Here is a 19,504-nt window from a genome sequence, read left to right as displayed (position 1 = left end):
TCAGCGGATTAATAAGGAACTTTATCCGCCGTTTCGATCGTTCCCCCGCCAAGGCATTCGTCCCCTTGATAGAAGACGACGGCTTGTCCCGGCGTGATCGCTTTTTGAGGCTTCGCAAACGCGACATGAACGGTTCCGTCTTCGCGCGGGGTTATGGTTACTTCCTGGTCCGGCTGACGGTAGCGGAATTTGGCGGTGCAGGTGTAGGCGTCTTTGGGCATAGCGTCTTGTCCTGCAATCCAATTCATTCCGGAGGCAACGAGTCCGGTCGAATACAAGCTCGGATGATCGCCTTGAACAACGTACAAAATATTGTTGGTCAAATCTTTGTCGGCTACGAACCAAGGCTCCCCGGAGCCGGATCCGCCGATCCCGAGGCCTTGGCGTTGCCCCAGCGTGTAGTACATCAAGCCGTCATGGCGGCCCTTTACTTCACCGGTGACAATGTCCACCATATCGCCGGATTGGGCGGGGAGATATTGTCCGAGAAACTCTTTGAAATTCCGCTCGCCGATGAAGCAAACGCCGGTGCTGTCTTTTTTCTTAGCGGTATATAGCCCGGCCTCCTCAGCTAGTCGGCGGACTTCCGGTTTCGGCAGATGCCCGATCGGGAACATCGCCTTGGAAAGCTGCTCTTGGCTCAGCGCATTGAGGAAGTAGGTTTGGTCTTTGTTGCTGTCCACACCCCGCAGCAGCCGGTACTGTCCGTCCTCCTCGATGACGCGGGCGTAATGGCCTGTAGCGACGTAGTCGGCTCCCAGGTCCATGGCCTTGTTCAGAAATTCGCCGAATTTGATCTCGCGGTTGCACATGACATCGGGGTTCGGCGTTCTCCCGGCTTTATATTCATCGAGGAAATAGGAAAATACTTTATCGAAGTATTCCTTCTCGAAATTGACGGTATAGTAGGGAATGTCGAGCTGCTCGCACACGCGGCGCACGTCTTCAGCGTCCGCTTCGGCTGTGCAGTAGCCAAGCTCATCGGTATCATCCCAGTTTTTCATAAAGATGCCGATCACTTCATAGCCCTGCTGTTTGAGCAGGAGCGCTGTTACGGAGGAGTCGACTCCTCCCGACATGCCGACAACGATACGAGTGTTATGTTTTTCTTTTGACATCGTTATCACCATTTTCATATTGAATTGTGCCCATGGAGGTATTTTAACATATTGGAACAAGGTTCACACGCTTCATTTTGTCCACTCAGGGTGAACATTTTTCGAGTTTCCAGCTGGAATATTACCCATTAGGGTCCAGGATATGTTACGATAAGCTGAGGGTAATGATCGGAATACGGAGAAAAATACAGGATAAGCTGCTTTACTCATGGATTACGACGTATTTATCGCTTGCCCGCCACCTACAACTCATGTACAGGATGGACATAATATACAAATTGCCGAAAGAGGTGTCACCTTTGAAGATATCAACAAAAGGAAGATACGGATTAACGATTATGATGGAGCTGGCCGCCAAGTTCGGTGAAGGGCCGACCTCGCTGAAGAGCATAGCCGAGAAGAACCAGCTGTCGGAACATTATCTTGAGCAGCTGATCGCGCCGCTGCGGAATGCGGGCTTGGTTAAGAGCATCCGCGGTGCATATGGCGGATACATCCTTTCCCGGGACCCTGCATCCATCACGGCAGGCGACGTCATCCGCGTGCTGGAAGGGCCGATATCCCCCGTCGATTTTACGGAAGAGGACGATCCGGCGAAGCGTGATCTCTGGCTCCGGATCCGCGACAGCATCGCTGAAGTGTTAGATTCCACCACGCTGGACTATCTGATCAATTACCATGAACAGTCTGCTGCAGACAACTATATGTTTTATATTTAATAAGGGTGACGACGGAGATGAAATCAGTATACTTGGATCATGCCGCATCAACCCCGGTTCATCCGGAGGTTGCCAAGCGGATGATGAATGTCATGACGAGCCAATACGGCAATGCTTCGAGCGTCCATGCTTTTGGACGGGAAGCGAAGAAGATCGTGAACGGGGCGCGTGATCGGATAGCTTCTTGGTTAGGATGCCATTCGGACGAGCTGGTGTTTACCGCAGGCGGGACCGAGAGCGATAACCTGGCTGTTCTGGGGCTGCTGGGGTCCTTGGGCGTGGACGGCAGACATGTGATTACGTCAGCGGTGGAGCACCATGCGGTGCTCCACACTTGCCATGAGCTGGAACGGCGGGGCTGCCAGGTTACCTATGTCCCGGTGGACCCTACAGGGCGTGTTTCTGTAGAGGACATTGCGGGCGCGATTCAGGACAACACGGCGCTGGTGACCATCATGTACGGGAACAATGAAGTAGGCACCGTTCAGCCGATCGCCGAAATCGGCGAGTTATGCCGGAGCCGCGGAATCGTATTCCATACCGATGCCGTTCAGGCATTGGGCTCGGAGGCGATCAACTGCCGCGAGCTGCCGGTGGATATGTGGAGCTTTTCCGCCCACAAAATCAACGGGCCGCAGGGCGTTGGCGCTTTGGTCGTCCGTAGGGGACTCAGCGTCTCTCCCCGTCTGTTCGGAGGGCTGCAGGAGAAGAAGCGCCGGGCCGGAACAGAGAATATGGCCGGAATCGCCGGTTTTGCGGCGGCAGTGGAATGGACCGTGCAGAATATGGAGACGCGAATCCAGCATTATTCCGAACTGAGATCGACCCTCCTTGAGGGGCTTCGTCAGGAGATTGGCGAGAATTCTTTTGTGATCAATGGAAACCCGGAACATTACCTACCTCACATCCTGAATATCAGCTTTCCCGGTGCCGATACGGAGACGATGCTGATGAACCTCGATATGGAAGGAATTGCGGCGGCAAGCGGCTCGGCTTGTACGTCGGGATCCCTGGAAATATCCCATGTACTCCGAGCAATGAAACTTTCTGACCCTGTTTTGCGCTCCGCGATTCGTTTTAGTTTCGGTTTGGGTAATACTACTCAAGAAATGGAGTACACTGCCCAAAAAATTGGAACCATCCTTAATCGGTTACGTAAATAGATGTTAAGGGATTTCTCCTTCTACGGAATAGGGGGTATGCGTTCGTCCATTTCATCCTTGGAAATTGCCCGTCGGTCAGCGTTTTTTGGGAACCGCGGTTGATTTCAAACCATGAAGGATGAGGAGGTGTCCACGGTTATGAAACTTCAAGAAATGATCGGACTGGCTGTATTCGACGTGGAGAACGGTAAGGAAATCGGCAAAATCCACGATTTTATACTAGATGAGAACTGGTTGATTACCGGATTGGAGCTTGAAGGCAAGGCTTTGTTTTCCTCGCATGTGAAAAGCGTCTCATGGGAAGATATCGTAGCCTACGGGGAAGATGCCGTCATGATCCGGAGCCAAGAGGCTGTCCGCAAATTGGGCGCCAACGATATACCGCTTACGTACCTTTTGGGCAAGCGCAAATTGAAAGAGATGCAGGTCCTGACAGAGGATGGTGTCCTGCTCGGTCGTATATCGGATGTTTATTTTGAGCAGGAACAGGGCAATACAATACTAGGGTTGGAAATATCCGATGGATTTGTCTCGGATTTGATCGAAGGTCGCAAATGGCTGCCTTGCACAGCGGAAATGGCTATCGGCGAGAGTGCCGTCATGGTACCCCCGATGAGCGAACAGCGTCTGGAAAAAGCCATTAATTCTGTGAACGGATAGGGTGAGGTAGGATGAAATGTCCAAACTGTAGTTCCAAAGATATCGGAAAAATCGGCTCCCACCAGTTTTATTGCTGGGGTTGCTTTATCGAATTGACGGTTAACGGAGAGAAAATGTCCGTATACCAGGTAGAAGAGGACGGCACGCTCAGCTCGCTGGATGATTTGTTCTTCGGCGATGACATGCAGCCGGATTTTCCACAGATGCACGCGTCTTCCTGAAGAACGCGTACATAGCATAAGCTCAACGACTCCTTGCTTAAAGCCTGTGCGGCTGAATGGCAGGAGTCTTTTTCATGTTGGCCGGCGGAAATGTTAGTTTATTTCTGGAAGCTTGTACATATACTACAGGGTAGCTTTCGAAAAAAGGAGGGTGCCTGTGTGGAACAGCTGACCGAGAACAAATGGTTTCGGTTGTTGGTTTGGTTGATGCTTGGACTCATCTCCCTTTATTTTGTCTGGCTGCTGCGCCCGCTGTTTCTGGATGTCTATCGTTTTCTTAAGGCCGTCCTGGCTCCATTTTTGGTTGCCATGATCATATCGTATGTGTTGAATCCGATTGTATGCACGCTCTCTGACCGCAAAGTTCCGCGGAGCATTGCAGTGCTGCTCATTTATGCCGTCTTCCTGACTTCGCTGGCCGTCATTCTGATCAATATGATTCCGATGCTGATCCGGCAGTTGGAGGAGCTCAACGAGCACTTGCCTGAATTATCGATGAACGCCCAAAGCTTGATGACCAATCTGGACAGCAGGCTGCTGCCCCCGGGAGTAAGGACAGGCGTCAACAGCTGGTTCCTGCAGATGGAGTCGAGGCTGGCCGGTGGAATTTCGGATTTCATGGACAATATCGGCAACACCATCAACATCCTGTTTAATGTGTTAATCGTTCCGTTCCTGATCTTCTACATATTAAAAGATTTTGAGGTGTTCCAGCGAACCGCCGTATCCTATCTGCCGCGGAGCCGCCGCAAGTCGATTGTCACGCTGCTGAAAGAGATCGACACGGCCCTCGGGAATTATGTCCGCGGACAATTTCTGGTATGCCTGATCATCGGCGTTCTCGCTTACGTGGGATACATAATCGTGGGCATGCCGTACGCGCTGCTGCTGGCCAGCATCGTGGCGGTGTTTAACATCATCCCGTATCTAGGCCCATTTCTCGGGGCGGCTCCAGCGCTCGTGATGGCATCCACGATTTCCTGGAGGATGGTGCTGCTGGTGGCGGCGGTCAATATGGTCTGCCAGACGCTGGAGAGCAATGTCATCTCACCGCAAGTGGTGGGCAAGAAGCTGCATATGCATCCGCTTCTGATCATATTTGCGCTCCTTGTCGGCGGACAGGTGGCAGGAACCGTGGGCCTTATTCTGGCTGTTCCGGTCTTTGCCGTCATCAAAGTGCTTCTGCAGCATGTGTTCGCTTATTATGTCAGGAAGAAATCCGGTTGACCCCTTCGGTCGATAACCAGGCATGTTCCTGCATTGACAGATGGATTCCCCCTATATATACTTGAAATGATCAACCTATAACCGTAAAATCGATGACAAAATCGAGTAGGCTTTGTGCACCTTGCCCAGAGAACAGGTTCCTGCCGTGAGAATTTCCGGCTGGCTGCGAGAACCTTGAAGCGTCCCTAGCCGAATGCTAATTTTCGAGTGTGATTCAAATTCACCGGGCAGCTCCCGTTATCAAGCTCTTACGAGGCGATCGTCGTATTCGTTATCCCAGGAAGACATGCTGGAGGATGAATGGACGATAACCAGGGTGGTACCGCGAGAACATTCGTCCCTGAATTAAATTCAGGGGCGTTTTTTGTGTTCGGATACAAATGATGTATCCCTATATTATGACTGAAGGAAGTGTAGAGATGAAAGCTAGTGAGATCCGTTCCAAATGGCTAGAGTTTTTTGCAGAGAAAGGCCACAATATTGAGCCGAGTGCATCGCTTGTACCGCATAACGACCCGTCCCTGCTATGGATTAATGCAGGCATGGCTCCGCTCAAGCCTTACTTCGACGGGCGCGTGAAGCCGGAAAATCCGAGAATTGCCAACTCGCAGAAATGCATTCGTACCAACGATATCGAGAATGTCGGCAAGACCCGCCGGCACCATACATTCTTCGAAATGCTGGGCAACTTCTCCATCGGCGACTATTTTAAAGAAGAAGTGATCACCTGGGCCTGGGAATTCCTGACGGACAAAAAGTGGATCGGCTTCGAGCCGGAGAAGCTGTCCGTAACCGTGTATCCGGAGGACGAGGAGGCCTATAAACTGTGGAACGAGAAAATCGGTCTCCCGAAGGAGCGCATCATCAAGCTGCAGGATAACTTCTGGGATATCGGCGAAGGACCATGCGGACCTTGCACCGAGATTTTCTATGACCGCGGCGAAGGATACGACACGGAGGCACCCGAATCCGAAATGTTCCCCGGCGGCGAGAATGAACGCTGGCTTGAAGTTTGGAACCTCGTGTTCTCCCAGTTCAACCACAACAAGGACGGCAGCTACACACCGCTTCCGAACAAGAACATCGATACGGGTGCGGGTCTGGAGCGCTTTGCTTCCATTCTGCAAAACGTGGCCTCCAATTTCGATACCGACCTGTTCCAGCCGATCATTCAGAAGACGGCAGAGCTTGCCGGCGTAAAATACAACGAGAAGACGGAATACGATATCGCTTTGAAAGTCATTGCAGACCACATCCGTACGGTTGCATTCGCGGTAGGCGATGGCGTGCTGCCTTCCAACGAAGGCCGCGGCTATGTCATCCGTCGTTTGCTCCGCCGCGCGGTTCGTTACGGAAAGGTGCTCGGACTGGACAAACCGTTCATGTATACTCTGACCGGAACCGTAGGCGATATTATGGGAGTATACTACCCAGAGGTCGTTGAGAAGCGCGCCTTTATCGAGAAGGTCATTGCGACGGAAGAAGAACAGTTCCACAAAACGCTCTCGGACGGCTTGAACATCCTGGCTGACGTCAGCGCCGAAGCGAAGAAGCAGGGCAAATCCGTCATCAGCGGCAGCGACGCGTTCAAATTGTATGATACGTACGGCTTCCCGTTTGATTTAACGGAGGATTATGCGTCCGAACACGGATTGTCCGTGGACCGCGAAGGCTTTGATGCCGCGATGAAGGAACAGCGTGACCGTGCGCGCGCAGCCCGTCATGAAACGGAAAGCATGAAGGTCCAAGGCGGCGTTCTTTCCGATTATACGGTTAAAAGTGAATTTGTTGGATATAATGACACCGTCAGCGAGGCGAAAGTGCTCGCCATTGTGTCCGGTGACAGCTTTGCGGACAGCGTCAGTGAAGGCGAGACCTGTCAGGTCATTCTGGACGTTACCCCGTTCTATGCGGAAAGCGGCGGCCAGGTCAGCGATCAGGGGATGTTGGAAGGCGGATCCGTGCGTGCCCGAGTGGAAGGCCTCTTCAAGGCTCCGCATGGACAGCATGTGCATTTCGTAACCGTCGAGCTCGGCGAGCTCAAAGTGGGCGATACGGTCAAGGCGCAGGTCGACTCGGCCATGCGCAATGACATCGTCAAGAACCATACAGCGACTCATCTTTTGCATAAAGCCTTGAAGGAAGTGCTTGGTGATCATGTCAATCAGGCAGGTTCCCTTGTTGAACCGCAGCGTCTGCGCTTCGACTTCTCCCATTTCGGCAGTATTACGCAGGAGGAACTGGCCGATATTGAGCGCCGCGTGAATGAACAGGTATGGAAGAGCGTTCCGGTCGTTATCGAGCGTAAGGCCATTGATGAAGCGAAGGCGATGGGCGCCATGGCCTTGTTCGGCGAGAAATACGGCGATATTGTCCGTGTCGTTCAGGTCGGGGATTACAGCATCGAGCTGTGCGGCGGATGCCATGTGGACAACACGTCCCAGATCGGAATCTTCAAGCTGCTTGGCGAGAGCGGCATCGGCTCCGGCGTTCGCCGCATTGAAGCCGTAACGGGACGATACGCTTATGAACATCTGGAGGGCCAAATGGACCTGCTCAAGCAGGCTGCCGGCTTGCTGAAGAGCAATCTTGCGGACGTGCCGAAGCGAATCGAAGGCCTGAACCAACAGGTGAAGGATCTGGCCCGGGAGAACGAGTCCCTGCAAGGGAAGCTGGGAGCCATTGAAGCCAGCCAGTTGACCGACAAAGTGAAGCAGGTCGGAAACACGTCGCTGCTGGCAGCCGAAGTACAGGCCGGCAGCATGGACGGACTCCGCGGCATCGCTGACGAATTGAAGGGCAAGCTGCCTGAGACCATCCTTGTGCTCGGCTCCAAAGCGGGCGACAAGGTGAATTTCGTCGTAGCGGTTCCGCAGGAACTGGTGAAGCAGGGCTATCATGCCGGCAAGCTGGTGAAGGAAGTCGCATCGGTATGCGGCGGGGGCGGCGGAGGCCGTCCGGATATGGCCCAAGCCGGGGGCAAGGATGCTTCCAAACTTGCCCAAGCGCTGCAGCATGCGGAGGACCTCGTAGCCCAAGGCGTGTAAACATGATTTGTCCAGATTGTGTACGGCAGGCAGCCGTAAGCGGGAAGCGGCATTTGCTGTACACAATCCCGAATTTTTTGGAACACTCTCTAAATATTTCGCTTTGGATTTCCGTAGAGACTTAGGATTATGTTATGATATAACTAGATCAAGCTGGTAAATATTTATTCGACGAAGCATGGTAAACATGTTCTTTGAAGAAGCGAGGTGTGTCACACATGGACTCCATGGATAAGACAGTCAAGTTCAATGTAAAAGGTGATGAAAAGGAGGTTTCCGCCCAGGACATTCTACTTTCGGTATACGATTCGCTGGTAGAGAAGGAGTACAATCCGATTAACCAAATCGTAGGGTATCTTTTGTCCGGGGATCCCGCTTATATACCTCGGCACAATAATGCCAGAAGTTTGATCCGGAAAAAAGAGCGAGATGAATTGATTGAAGAACTGGTCCGGTTCTACTTAGCCAGTCACCGTTAGGAGCACACAGGGATGAAGAAGATCATGGGATTAGATTACGGGGACCGCAGAATCGGTGTTGCCATCAGCGACGCGTTCGGATGGACGGCCCAAGGGGTTGAAGTTATCGAACGCCGCCGCGACGAAGGCGAGCTGGACAGAATTGCCGCACTCGTCAAAGACAACGAGGTCGGCGAGATTGTGGTCGGCCTGCCTAAGAATATGAACGGCACGATTGGTCCGCGGGGCGAAATCTGCATGGAATTCGCAAACACGTTGCGAGAGTCCCTATCCTTACCCGTTCACCTTTGGGATGAACGGCTATCAACAGTATCCGCTGAAAGGACATTGCTTGAAGCCGATGTCAGCCGAAAGAAGCGAAAACAGGTTGTAGATAAAATGGCGGCAAGTTTTATTTTGCAAAACTACTTGGATTCTAAAAGGTAAAGGTGAGGGTGATTACAATGGCTAATGAGCATATTGGTATGGAAGAAGAACCGGAAATTATTTATATTCCCGACGATGAAGGCAACGAGGAAGAGTTCGAAGTCATCATGAAATTCGAAGTGGATGGCTCGGATGCCAAATATATGATGGTCGTACCAAGGGAGTCTGCAGAAGAAGAGACCGACGAGGTTTACGCCTTCCGTTATGAGGAAGACGGAGAAGACCTGAAACTGTTTATGATCGAAGACGATGAAGAATGGGCCATTGTTGAAGAAACCTTCAATACGCTCGTGGAAGAGCTGGACGGGAGAGACGAATGATGTCTGATTTTTCGGTTGAGAATATCGTATGGACCCAAGCCCTTAAGGAAGCATTCGGTGAGAGTGTTGAGCTTGAGGACGATAAAGGCCATCTCGAGATTTATGATATTGCCGCCGAATTTGAAGTGGATGGTCAAGGGTATGCCATTCTGGTTCAGCCGGACCGCACCGATGAGGAGTACGAGGTTCTCCGGATCGTGAAGAATGCGGATGGCGGATTGGAGCTGGCCACCATTGATGACGACGAGGAATGGGAGAATGTGTCCGAGCTCTACGATGAGCTGACGTTTCCCGAGGGAGACGAGGACTAAGTTCCCTCCTGCAGGGCACATGCTTAATTTTCAAATGAAAGTTCAGGAAGGGGCGGAGCTGTCCGCCCCTTTTGGTGTGAAGGGATGAGTAGATTGAAGAAACTGGCAATAGCAGCATTGGTTCTGATCCTCATTGCAGGCGGGGCCGTATTCTACGTATGGAATGGTTTGCAACCCGTTCAGAGCTCGGAAACTCCCGTCGAATTCACCGTGGAATCCGGCATGAGCACATCCTCTATCGCCGATCTGCTTGAGGAAAAGGGACTGATCAGAAATGCTCTTATACTTAAAGGTTATCTGAAGCTGAGCGGCGAAGGCAGCCGTCTCATGGCGGGCACCTATGAAGCAACACCGGGCACTCCCTTCCAGGAGCTGTTATCCAAGATGAACAACGGCGAAGTGAAGCCTGAGGAAATGGTCCGTTTCACGATCCCTGAGGGATATACGATCCTTCAGATGGCGGAAACCATCGCTCGCGAGAGCGGCATCGACGAGAAGGAGTTCCTGGAGGTTGTGGATCAGCCATCCGGCTGGAATGTGCCCATAGCGGAAGAGATTCCCGCAGAAGCAAATCTGAGGCATCATCTGGAGGGCTACTTATTCCCGGCGACCTATGAACTGCCGAAGAAGGATCTAACGGCAAAAGGCATCGCAGAGACCATGCTGAAGGAAACCGAGAAGCGTTTGGCTGAAATTCCGGATTGGGAGAGCCAGCTGGAGGCGCGAGGCGTGACGTTCCATGAGCTCATGACCATCGCTTCGCTGGTGGAGCGTGAAGTGGTTGCGGACCAGGAGCGCGCCCTGGTAGCCGGCGTGATTTATAACCGGCTGGAAGAGGATATGAGGCTTGAAATCGATGCGACCGTTCAATATCTGTTAGATAAGCCGAAGGAGCGGCTGCTTTACGCCGACCTGGAGGTCGAGAGCCCGTATAACACGTATCGTCAAAAGGGACTTCCGCCGGGGCCGATCTCGAGCCCGAGCCTGGAATCCATTCAGGCAGCCCTGAACCCGGAGAAATCCGATTATTTGTTCTATGTGACGAAGAAGGACGGTACGCAAGAACATCTCTTTGCCAAAACGTACAAAGAGCATTTAAAAAACATCGAAACCAGCAAAAAGATGGCACAACCATAATATGACGTGTTCAGCAAGTCCGATTGTTCGGGCAGGCGACGCCTCAACACTACGGCATGAAAGAGGCTTGTTGAACAACCTCTAATAGGGAGGAAATCATCATGAGTATCAAACCTGAATTATTGGCGGCAGCCGGCTCCGTGGCCGATGCTGCTGCTTACTTGGAAGCCGGAGCCGATGCGCTGCTTGTCGGCGAAGACCGCTTCGGCATGAGATTGCCCGGCAGTTTGACCCTGGACGAAATTGCGCAAGTCGTGCAGCTTGCTCACGGGCAAGGGAGCAAAGTGTACGTAAGCTTGAACAACTTAATGACCAATGATTTGCTGCCGGAGCTTCCTGCTTATGTTAAAGCGCTCGGTGACATCGGAGTGGATGCGGTGGAATTCAACGATCCGTCGGTGCTAACTACCATAAAAGACTTGGCTCCGCAGGTAAAGCTCCACTGGAATGCGGAAATGACCGCCACCAACTATTCAACGGCCAATTACTGGGGAAGCAAAGGCGCTTCCCGGGTTATTCTGGCGCGTGAATTGAATATGGACGAAGTCACGGACATGAAGCCGCAGCTTCAGCTGGAAGCGCAGGTCCAGGTCCACGGCATGACCAACATCTATCACTCCAAGCGGCGCTTGGTGAACAGTTACATGCAGCAGCAGGGCAGACCGGTCAATGACGGCAGCCTGGGCAAAGAGCGAGGCCTGTTTCTCATCGAGGCCGAGCGCCAGGACGAGAAATATCCGATCTATGAGGATATCAATGGCACCCATATCATGAGTTCGGAGGATATCTGCATTCTGGAGGATCTGCATCTGCTGATGGCAGCAGGCGTGGACAGCTTTAAGGTGGAGACGCTGCTGAAGCCGCGCCACTACAATGAGGTTGTAATTCGAACTTATCGCAAAGCGATCGATCTCTATGCTGCAGACGCTTCAGCTTATGCATTTCAGGAAGAGTGGATGGACGGAATCCGCGCGATTCAGGATCCGGAACGCGAATTGTCGTTTGGATTTTTCTACAAGGAACAAGTTTATTAAGGAGTGGACAGCATGGAAGCAATGGCACAGCCAAAATACAAAAGCAAACGCTATCGTCTGGACAAGCCGGAATTGCTCGCCCCGGCCGGCAATTTGGAAAAACTGAAATTTGCGGTGCATTATGGCGCCGATGCGGTATATATCGGAGGGCAGAAATACGGCCTTCGTTCGAATGCGGACAACTTCAGCTTCGAGGAAATGAAAGAAGGCGTGGAATTCGCCAAGAAATACGGCGCGAAGGTGTTTGTGGCCACCAACATATATGCGCATAACGAGGACATCGAAGGCATTGAATCCTACCTGCGGAGCCTGGAAGAAGCAGGCATTGCAGCGATCATCGCTGCCGATCCGGCCATTATCGAGGTTGCCAAGCGCGCTGCGCCTAAACTTGAAGTACATCTGAGCACCCAGCAGTCCACGCTCAATTGGCAGGCCGTGAAATTCTGGAAGGACGAAGGATTGCCGCGGGTCGTACTGGGACGGGAGGCAAGCCTGGAGGAAATCGCAGCGATTAAAGAGCATGTTGACATTGAGATCGAAGCCTTTATCCATGGAGCCATGTGTTCCTCGTTCTCCGGTCGCTGCGTATTGTCCAACCATTTTACGGACCGTGATTCCAATCGGGGCGGATGCTGCCAATCCTGCCGGTGGAAATATGATTTGTTCGAGGATGGAAGAGAAGAGCAAGGACATTGGGTGTCGGAAGAGCAGCAACTGATGGAACAGCCTGCCCCTGCTCCATCCCCGTTCAAACCGGGCGTTACCCAGATCCCGCTGTTCCAGCCGGAAGATAATCAGTTTACGATGGGGTCGAAGGATCTCTGCATGCTGGAGCATATTCCGGATCTGATCGAGGTCGGAATCGACAGCTTCAAGATTGAGGGACGGATGAAATCGATCCATTACGTGGCAACCGTGGTCAATGTGTATAGACAGGCGATTGATTCTTACATGGCCGACCCTGAACATTATGTATTGAAGCCGGAATGGATCGAGGAAATTAATAAAGCGGCCAACCGACCGCTGAATACCGGATTTTTCTATGATACGCCGGACCATGAGGATCATATTTATGAACCGGAAGAGAAGGCGGTCCCTTATGATTTCGCCGGATTGGTGATGGAATATGACGAACGCTCGGGAACGGCCATCATCCAGCAGCGGAACCACTTTAAGCCTGGGGATGAAATCGAATTTTTCGGGCCGGAAGGGACGTTCTTTAAGCAGACGGTAGGGTCTATCCAGGATGAGAATGGAAGCGAACTGGATGCAGCTCGCCATCCCCTTCAGCTCATTCGCATGAAGTTGGAGCAGCCGGTGCGTCATTTTGATATGATGCGAAAACGCAAAGGATAACAAAAAAATAGTTCTATATGACTACACAATTGAGAATCCGGGTCTGTGGATGGACCTTGGATTCTTTTTGTTTGCAAAAAAATTAGGATTTAAGAATTATTTTTTTGCGAAAACCCAAAGGAAAACACCCCCAATTGTCGAAATAAAGAGTAACGAATACGTTTCAGGGGATTGGACCGACGTATTAATAATATGATTGTGGTAGGTGAACAGCTAATGTCAGAAGTTGAGCAGCATGATAAGAAACCGAAAAAGGACAAGAAGCCCGGAGGAAACAAAGAGAAAAAGAAAACGCCTTCGGCATCATCAGGGATACATACTGCCAAGTCGTTCGTTTCTAACATGGGAACGGCCATAAGCCGGATGCCGATGAACCCGGCAAAATCCGTCGGAATCCGGTTGTTCTTGATCTTTTTGTCAGCCATCGTATTTTTTGTGATCGTCCTGGGTTATCTGTCTTACAACAAGGCAAAGGACACGATTGAGAAGAATGCTGCGAACGGCAATCAGCAGACGATTATCCAAACCTCCGAGAAAATCGACATCATTCTGGATAAGTACGAGAACGCCGGCAGACAAATCTTCTATGACATTGAATTGCAGAAGTTGTTGTCCGAGTACACGGATAAGAAGTTAAGCGAGTACGATGCGTTTACGGTGGAGCGGACCATTCGCGATAAACTATCCAATCAGATTACGTCGGACTCGGCCATCAGAGCCATTTATTTGATCCCTTCCAAGGGAGAGAAGATCATATCCGCAGGACAATCCTCGGAATCCTCCAAAACCGTCCTTGAGCAAAGCTGGTATGCCGAGCTGAAGGAAGGCGACAAGAAGATTATGTGGCTGCCAACGATGCAGAACAGCGGTGCTCCGTATTTCACGATTGCCCGCTCCTTGGGTTCCATGAACGACCTGACGTCTACGTATGTCGTCATGTTTGAACTGAACGCCTCTGTGCTGGATGCCCAGCTGAAGGGGATTAACCTTGGCGAGAACGGCCAACTGCAATTGATCAGTCCGGAAGGCATCGTCGTTTCCTCCAGCGATTCCTCCATCGTGGGTTCGGAAACCGCTTGGACGTTTGCGAAAGAGTTTCCGGCCGACATCAAAACGGATGACGTAAGAACGAAGGATGAGGCAGGAAGAAATGTACTGGCGGTTTACAATACGCTGAGCACAAACGATTGGAAGCTCGTAGGTTCTGTCCAAACCAGCGAGCTCACGAAGGATGCCTCCAGCATATTGGTCATCACGCTGATCGTAGCTGCGATCGATGTTATTTTCGCCATTCTGATCGGTATTTGGATGGTAAGAATGATTGCCCGTCCGATAGGCAAGCTTAACCTGCTGATGAAGGAAGGCGCTAAAGGGAATTTGAATGTTCGCACAGACCATAAGAGCCAGGACGAAATCGGTCAGCTCTCCGCCAGCTTCAACGATATGATGGAGCAGATCACCGGACTCGTGCAGCAAACCAGCAATACCGCCCAGGAAGTGCTTCGAACGGCTGCCGAATTAAGCGATGCCTCGAAGAAGACGGCGATTTCGGCCAAAGAAATTGCCGTGGCTACCGAGGAAATTGCGAACGGAGCCAGCAGTCTGGCGGTTGAAGCAGAGCGCGGCAGCGATCTGACCAACAACATCTCGAAGCAGATGCAAATCGTTGTTACGGCTAACGAAGAGATGGGCAAATCGGCCCGTCACGTAGAAAGCTCCAGTGAGCTGGGAACGAAGCATTTGAGCGACTTGCTGGATAAGACCCATCAGACCGAGGATATGACCCGCTCGATGATGCATAAGGTTGACGGATTGAAGGAAACGACATCTTCGGTTGCCAAAGTGCTTGATGTGCTTCAGAACATCACTAAGCAAACGAACATCCTCTCCTTGAATGCAACGATCGAAGCGGCCCGTGCCGGAGCCGCCGGTAAAGGCTTCATGGTCGTGGCCGATGAAATCCGCCAGTTGGCAGACCAATCCAGGCAATCCATCGATATGGTCAGCCAAATTACGGACCGCATCATGGCCGAGATGAACGAAACCGTGCAGGTACTGCTCGATGCGAACCCGCTCTTCAAGGGCCAGATGGATGCTGTTAAGGAAACGAACGATATCTTCGTATCCGTTCAACAGCAGATGGTAGAATTTATCGATCGCTTGGGTTCCGTCACGCATTCGATTGATGAGCTGAATGAATCCCAAAATGTACTTTCGGAAGCGATGAGCAATGTGAGCGCGGTAGCCGAAGAATCCTCCGCAACTTCGGAAGAGGTGGCTTCTCTCTCCACAGAGCAGCAAAGCGTCAGCAGTCAGCTGGTTAATCTGTCAACACAGCTCGAGAATGTATCGAATGAGCTGAAAGAGACCTTGTCTCGTTTTAGATTATAGGATGTTGTTCTATAGGCTGTTCCATCCGTTAAGCGGATAGGAGCAGCCTTTTTTTTGCTACGGATAAAAATGGTTTTCAGAGGTTATCCTAACGGAGAATATGGTTGAAGGAGTCGAGGTCACATGAAGACGAAGCAGCCTGGCCAAACGCCTGAATTCCTGTCAACGAACCTAAAGGAAAACCTGGAAACATTAAGTCTGTTGCTCAATGACCCGAGCGACCTCACCACGAAAGTGCTTCAGGTTGGGGGCAGTGCATATACCTCAGCCATTGTCAGCTTGGAGGGATTATCCGATCAGTTGTTGATTAAGGAGCAGATTATTCAGCCGATTCAGCATAATCCGGAGCAATTCGCGGCATCCATGGAGGATGTGCGGAAGGTTCTTCATGAAATCGAGAATCGAATGATATCCCTGCAGATCACCAACCGAACGAGACGCTGGGATGAAGTCATTCCGGTCATTCTTTCGGGCGATACGATCCTCATGCTGGAGGGTACGGATGAGGTCCTGCTGATCAAGAGCCGCAAATGGCCTGGACGGAGCATTGAGGAACCTCAAACCGAAGCGCTGGTGCGCGGGCCCAGAGTAGGATTTACGGAAAGCATCTACACCAACATCTCCCTGCTGCGAAGACATATTCGCGAGCCCAATCTGACGATTGATCCCCATACCATCGGCAGGCGATCGAACCAGTCGCTTGCGGTCGTCTATATTAAAGGACTGACGAATCCGGAGCTGATCGAAGAAGTCAACCGGCGACTAAAGTCGCTGGATCTTGACTACGCCCCTGAGTCCGGAACGGTGGAGCAATGGATCGAGGACAGTTTTTTATCACCGTTTCCCCAGATCCTCAATACCGAACGACCGGATAAAGTCACTTCAGCCCTGCTGCAGGGAAAAGTAGCGATTTTGCTGGACGGTACCCCTTTTGTGCTTCTTCTGCCGTTTACTTTCGTTTCACTGTTACATTCCCCTGAGGATTATTACGAACGGTGGACCATCGGTTCGCTAATACGCCTGCTGCGTCTTGTGGCCATCGGAATCACCTTATTTCTTCCCGCGCTGTATATTGCCATTCTGTCTTTCCATCCTGGCATGATCCCGTTTAAACTCGTATTCTCAATCGCTGCTGCGCGCGAAGGCGTTCCTTTCCCTGCCGTGATTGAAGCTTTACTAATGGAGGTTACACTGGAGTTGCTGCGCGAAGCGGGAATTCGCCTGCCAAAACCGATAGGCCAGACAATTGGCATTGTCGGAGGACTTGTGATAGGAGAAGCCGCGGTTCAGGCGGGGATCGTGAGCCCGATTATGGTCATCATTGTGGCACTGACAGCCATATCGTCTTTTGCGATTCCATCCTACAGCGCTGGTATCTCTTTTCGTATGCTGCGTTTTTCGATCATGATCGCAGCAAGTTTTCTGGGACTGTACGGGATCGTGATGACCTTTATCATGATCTGCATTCATTTGATGAGATTGCATAGTTTTGGGGTCCCCTATTTAAGTCCCGTTGCCCCCTCGATCCAGCATGATTGGAAAGATATGTTTATTCGTGTACCTGTCACCTGGCTTACACGCAGACCATTATTTATGAAGCCCCAAGATACCCATCGGGCAAAGAAGCGGTGATTCGTAATGACCCATAAACCATTAAGCAGCCAAGCAATCGGTAGAAAAGAGATCGTATACACTGTTAGCAATATGGTGATTGGACTCGGGATCCTCACGCTCCCCAATACGATTGCAAAGAATACCCAATTCTCGGATGGCTGGATGTCAATCATTCTCGGCGGCATGATCGCTCTTGTATTCGCTTGGGCCATCGGGGTATTGGCTTCAAGGTTTCCCGGCCAAAATTATCATGCGATGGCATCGATGATTTTGAGCCGAAAAGCAGCCCATGTGTTGACGTTGTTGATCAGTTTCTATTTACTGTTATTCGTCAGTTATCAAGTGCGCGGCGTTTCCACGATAACGAGGCTGTACTTATTCGATAACACGCCGGAGGAGATCATTGGGCTGATTTACTTGCTGGTATTAATCTATGGCGTCGCCGGGCCAAGCATTGCTCTTTTGCGCTTGAACTTGATTTTCTTCCCCATCGTTGTCACGATTATGCTGTTGATCGTCCTCTTGAATCTGGGAAGCTTAAACGTGCACTATCTGCTGCCGGTGTTTAAAACCGATTGGAGAAACATCGCAGCCTCTTCCAAGGATACGGTATTCTCCTACCTCGGACTGGAGATCATGCTGTTCTATAACATCTACGTCGTCAAGAAAGGCAAGCTTCCAGGCTCTATCCTCCGCGGGTTGATGATACCGATCTGTATCTACTTCGTTGTTTTCATGTTTGTCATCGGCGTTTTTGGACCGATGGTGGTTTCCAATACGCTGTATCCGTTAGCCGAATTGGCCAAGGAGGTTGAAGTCCCGGGAGGGGTATTTGAACGATTTGAATTTTTCTTTTTTGTCATTTGGTTGATGACTTTATTCAGCACGAATGCGATGGCGTTTGACGTAGCTTTATTGGCGCTGGAATCCGTATTTCCAAAACATCGAAGATTCACAATGATCCTCGTTCAGGCACCGATTCTGTTCATCCTCGGTTTATTGCCGAGCACGCTCCGAGAGCTCAACATATTCGCCGAATGGATCAGTTATATGGGAATCGGATTTGCATGGGTGCTTCCGGCACTGCTGCTCTTGATCGCTAAAGTTCGAGGGGTGAAGGGAAATGGTTAGAACGCTTCGCATGCTCCTGGCATTCATGCTGATTTGTCCGCTCGCCGGTTGCTGGGACCGCATCGAAATCGAGGAGCGCGGATTTGTAGTCGGCACGGCCCTTGACGCCGCAGAGGGTGGACAAATAAAGCTTACGTTTCAAATTGTCGTGCCTACACAGATGAAAGGCTCCAGCGGTCAAAAGAGTGAGGGAGGGAGCCCCTTTATTAATCTGTCCTCTACAGCGAGCAGCGTATTCAAAGCCGCGCGGAAGATGTCGAATGAGATCAGCCGATCTCCATATCTGGCCCATAATCAAGTGATCATCATCTCCGAAACACTGGCTGGAACGGAGCACTTAGGCGATGTACTGGATTTGTTTGTCCGGGATCCGGAGAACCGGCGAGCCTCCAATATTATGGTCGCTCATGGAGAGGCGGGCAAGATTCTGGAGATCCATTCGAAGATCGAAACCTTACCCGTGCAATACATTCGTTCGACGCAAGAGAATAAGGACAAAAGCGAATCGATCACGCCTCCAACGAATATAGGTGAACTGCATAATTTCCTGTTGTCCAAGTCCAGTTATGCGCTGCCGCGCGTCTCGATCACGGAAGATGACAGAGTATCCACTAGCGGCGCAGCTGTGTTTAACGGCGAGAACTACAAGTTCATGGGATTTCTGAACGATGATGAAACCACTGGACGAAACATGATGCAAGGAACGGTGAAAACCGCATCCTTGGAACTGGTCGTTCATGGAAAACAGCTCGTTTATGAAGTCAGGGAATTCAACCGGATCATTCGAGTTCATCTGGACGATCGCGGTCTTCCCGAGTTTGACGTTGAAATTTCGGTCAGAGGCAATATTGGGGAAGCTGAGCTGGCAGAGAGCGAAATCGTTCGAGAACTAAACGGAGAGATCAAACGCAAGGCGGAGGAACGGATCAAGGAAATCGCAATGGATGTCATTCAAAAGGCCCAGAACGATTATAAAACAGACTTTTTAGGCTTCTGGAAGAAATGCCAAGAGCGGGAGTATGAGACATGGAACCGTTACAAGGATGACTGGGACCGAGGTCAAAACATATTTTCGCAATGCAAGATCCATGTGCACGCGGACGCAAGAGTCCGGACTATTGGAACCATTACCGGGACGGAATAAGGAAGG

The 19,504-nt window shown here is 51.1% G+C and carries 18 protein-coding genes; 17 read left to right on the top strand and 1 reads right to left on the bottom strand.

What is annotated here, in order from left to right; all coding sequences use genetic code 11:
• Positions 1-8: 8 nt before the first annotated feature.
• Positions 9-1,118, bottom strand: coding sequence for a tRNA 2-thiouridine(34) synthase MnmA (gene mnmA, locus BMX45_RS22795; RefSeq protein ID WP_139212486.1), 1,110 nt, complete (start codon positions 1,116-1,118; stop codon positions 9-11).
• 299 nt (positions 1,119-1,417) lie between these two features.
• Between mnmA and BMX45_RS22790 the strand changes: the two genes are divergently transcribed.
• The 17 genes from BMX45_RS22790 (at position 1,418) to BMX45_RS22710 (ending at position 19,498) form a co-directional block, all read left to right on the top strand.
• Complete coding sequence (locus BMX45_RS22790) at positions 1,418-1,837, top strand: cysteine metabolism transcriptional regulator CymR (protein WP_015734056.1); 420 nt, start codon at positions 1,418-1,420, stop codon at positions 1,835-1,837.
• A gap of 17 nt (positions 1,838-1,854) precedes the next feature.
• The gene (locus BMX45_RS22785) at positions 1,855-3,000 is read left to right on the top strand and encodes a cysteine desulfurase family protein (protein WP_090912089.1); all 1,146 of its coding nucleotides are present in this window, start codon (positions 1,855-1,857) and stop codon (positions 2,998-3,000) included.
• Positions 3,001-3,138: 138 nt separating this feature from the next.
• On the top strand, positions 3,139-3,660 hold the full coding sequence (locus tag BMX45_RS22780; protein ID WP_009592754.1) for a PRC-barrel domain-containing protein: 522 nt from the start codon (positions 3,139-3,141) through the stop codon (positions 3,658-3,660).
• Positions 3,661-3,671: 11 nt separating this feature from the next.
• Complete coding sequence (locus tag BMX45_RS22775; protein ID WP_015734058.1) at positions 3,672-3,881, top strand: hypothetical protein; 210 nt, start codon at positions 3,672-3,674, stop codon at positions 3,879-3,881.
• Between the two features lie 159 nt (positions 3,882-4,040).
• Positions 4,041-5,108, top strand: a complete 1,068-nt coding sequence (locus tag BMX45_RS22770; RefSeq protein ID WP_090912087.1) for an AI-2E family transporter — start codon at positions 4,041-4,043, stop codon at positions 5,106-5,108.
• Between the two features lie 419 nt (positions 5,109-5,527).
• Positions 5,528-8,155, top strand: coding sequence for an alanine--tRNA ligase (gene alaS, locus BMX45_RS22765; protein ID WP_090912085.1), 2,628 nt, complete (start codon positions 5,528-5,530; stop codon positions 8,153-8,155).
• Between the two features lie 218 nt (positions 8,156-8,373).
• Positions 8,374-8,634, top strand: coding sequence for an IreB family regulatory phosphoprotein (locus BMX45_RS22760; RefSeq protein WP_007129256.1), 261 nt, complete (start codon positions 8,374-8,376; stop codon positions 8,632-8,634).
• 12 nt (positions 8,635-8,646) lie between these two features.
• Positions 8,647-9,060, top strand: a complete 414-nt coding sequence (gene ruvX, locus BMX45_RS22755) for a Holliday junction resolvase RuvX (RefSeq protein WP_090912083.1) — start codon at positions 8,647-8,649, stop codon at positions 9,058-9,060.
• Between the two features lie 17 nt (positions 9,061-9,077).
• Complete coding sequence (locus BMX45_RS22750; RefSeq protein ID WP_015734061.1) at positions 9,078-9,380, top strand: DUF1292 domain-containing protein; 303 nt, start codon at positions 9,078-9,080, stop codon at positions 9,378-9,380.
• Positions 9,380-9,691, top strand: coding sequence for a DUF1292 domain-containing protein (locus tag BMX45_RS22745; RefSeq protein WP_175495182.1), 312 nt, complete (start codon positions 9,380-9,382; stop codon positions 9,689-9,691). The genes BMX45_RS22750 and BMX45_RS22745 overlap by 1 nt, the downstream gene beginning before the upstream one ends.
• A 93-nt stretch (positions 9,692-9,784) precedes the next feature.
• On the top strand, positions 9,785-10,828 hold the full coding sequence (gene mltG, locus BMX45_RS22740; RefSeq protein WP_090912079.1) for an endolytic transglycosylase MltG: 1,044 nt from the start codon (positions 9,785-9,787) through the stop codon (positions 10,826-10,828).
• A 101-nt stretch (positions 10,829-10,929) separates the two neighbouring features.
• Positions 10,930-11,862, top strand: a complete 933-nt coding sequence (locus BMX45_RS22735; RefSeq protein WP_090912077.1) for a peptidase U32 family protein — start codon at positions 10,930-10,932, stop codon at positions 11,860-11,862.
• Between the two features lie 12 nt (positions 11,863-11,874).
• Positions 11,875-13,218, top strand: coding sequence for a peptidase U32 family protein (locus BMX45_RS22730; RefSeq protein ID WP_090912075.1), 1,344 nt, complete (start codon positions 11,875-11,877; stop codon positions 13,216-13,218).
• 216 nt (positions 13,219-13,434) lie between these two features.
• A complete protein-coding gene (locus tag BMX45_RS22725) occupies positions 13,435-15,609 on the top strand; it encodes a methyl-accepting chemotaxis protein (protein WP_090912073.1) in 2,175 nt (724 codons plus the stop codon).
• 123 nt (positions 15,610-15,732) lie between these two features.
• Positions 15,733-17,241 carry a spore germination protein gene (locus BMX45_RS22720; RefSeq protein ID WP_090912071.1) on the top strand — a complete coding sequence of 503 codons (1,509 nt, stop codon included), beginning with the start codon at positions 15,733-15,735 and terminating at the stop codon, positions 17,239-17,241.
• Positions 17,242-17,247: 6 nt separating this feature from the next.
• On the top strand, positions 17,248-18,354 hold the full coding sequence (locus BMX45_RS22715; protein ID WP_090912069.1) for a GerAB/ArcD/ProY family transporter: 1,107 nt from the start codon (positions 17,248-17,250) through the stop codon (positions 18,352-18,354).
• Positions 18,347-19,498 (top strand): Ger(x)C family spore germination protein, encoded by a 1,152-nt coding sequence (locus BMX45_RS22710; RefSeq protein ID WP_090912067.1) that lies wholly within the window; start codon positions 18,347-18,349, stop codon positions 19,496-19,498. The genes BMX45_RS22715 and BMX45_RS22710 overlap by 8 nt, the downstream gene beginning before the upstream one ends.
• Positions 19,499-19,504: the final 6 nt, after the last annotated feature.

It is taken from the genome of Paenibacillus sp. cl141a, from assembly GCF_900109305.1.
GTDB classification, from domain to species: Bacteria; Bacillota; Bacilli; order Paenibacillales; family Paenibacillaceae; genus Paenibacillus_AQ; species Paenibacillus_AQ lautus_A.
The sequence above is the reverse complement of the archived record's forward strand: the minus strand, read 5'-3'. Positions and strand labels throughout refer to the sequence as shown.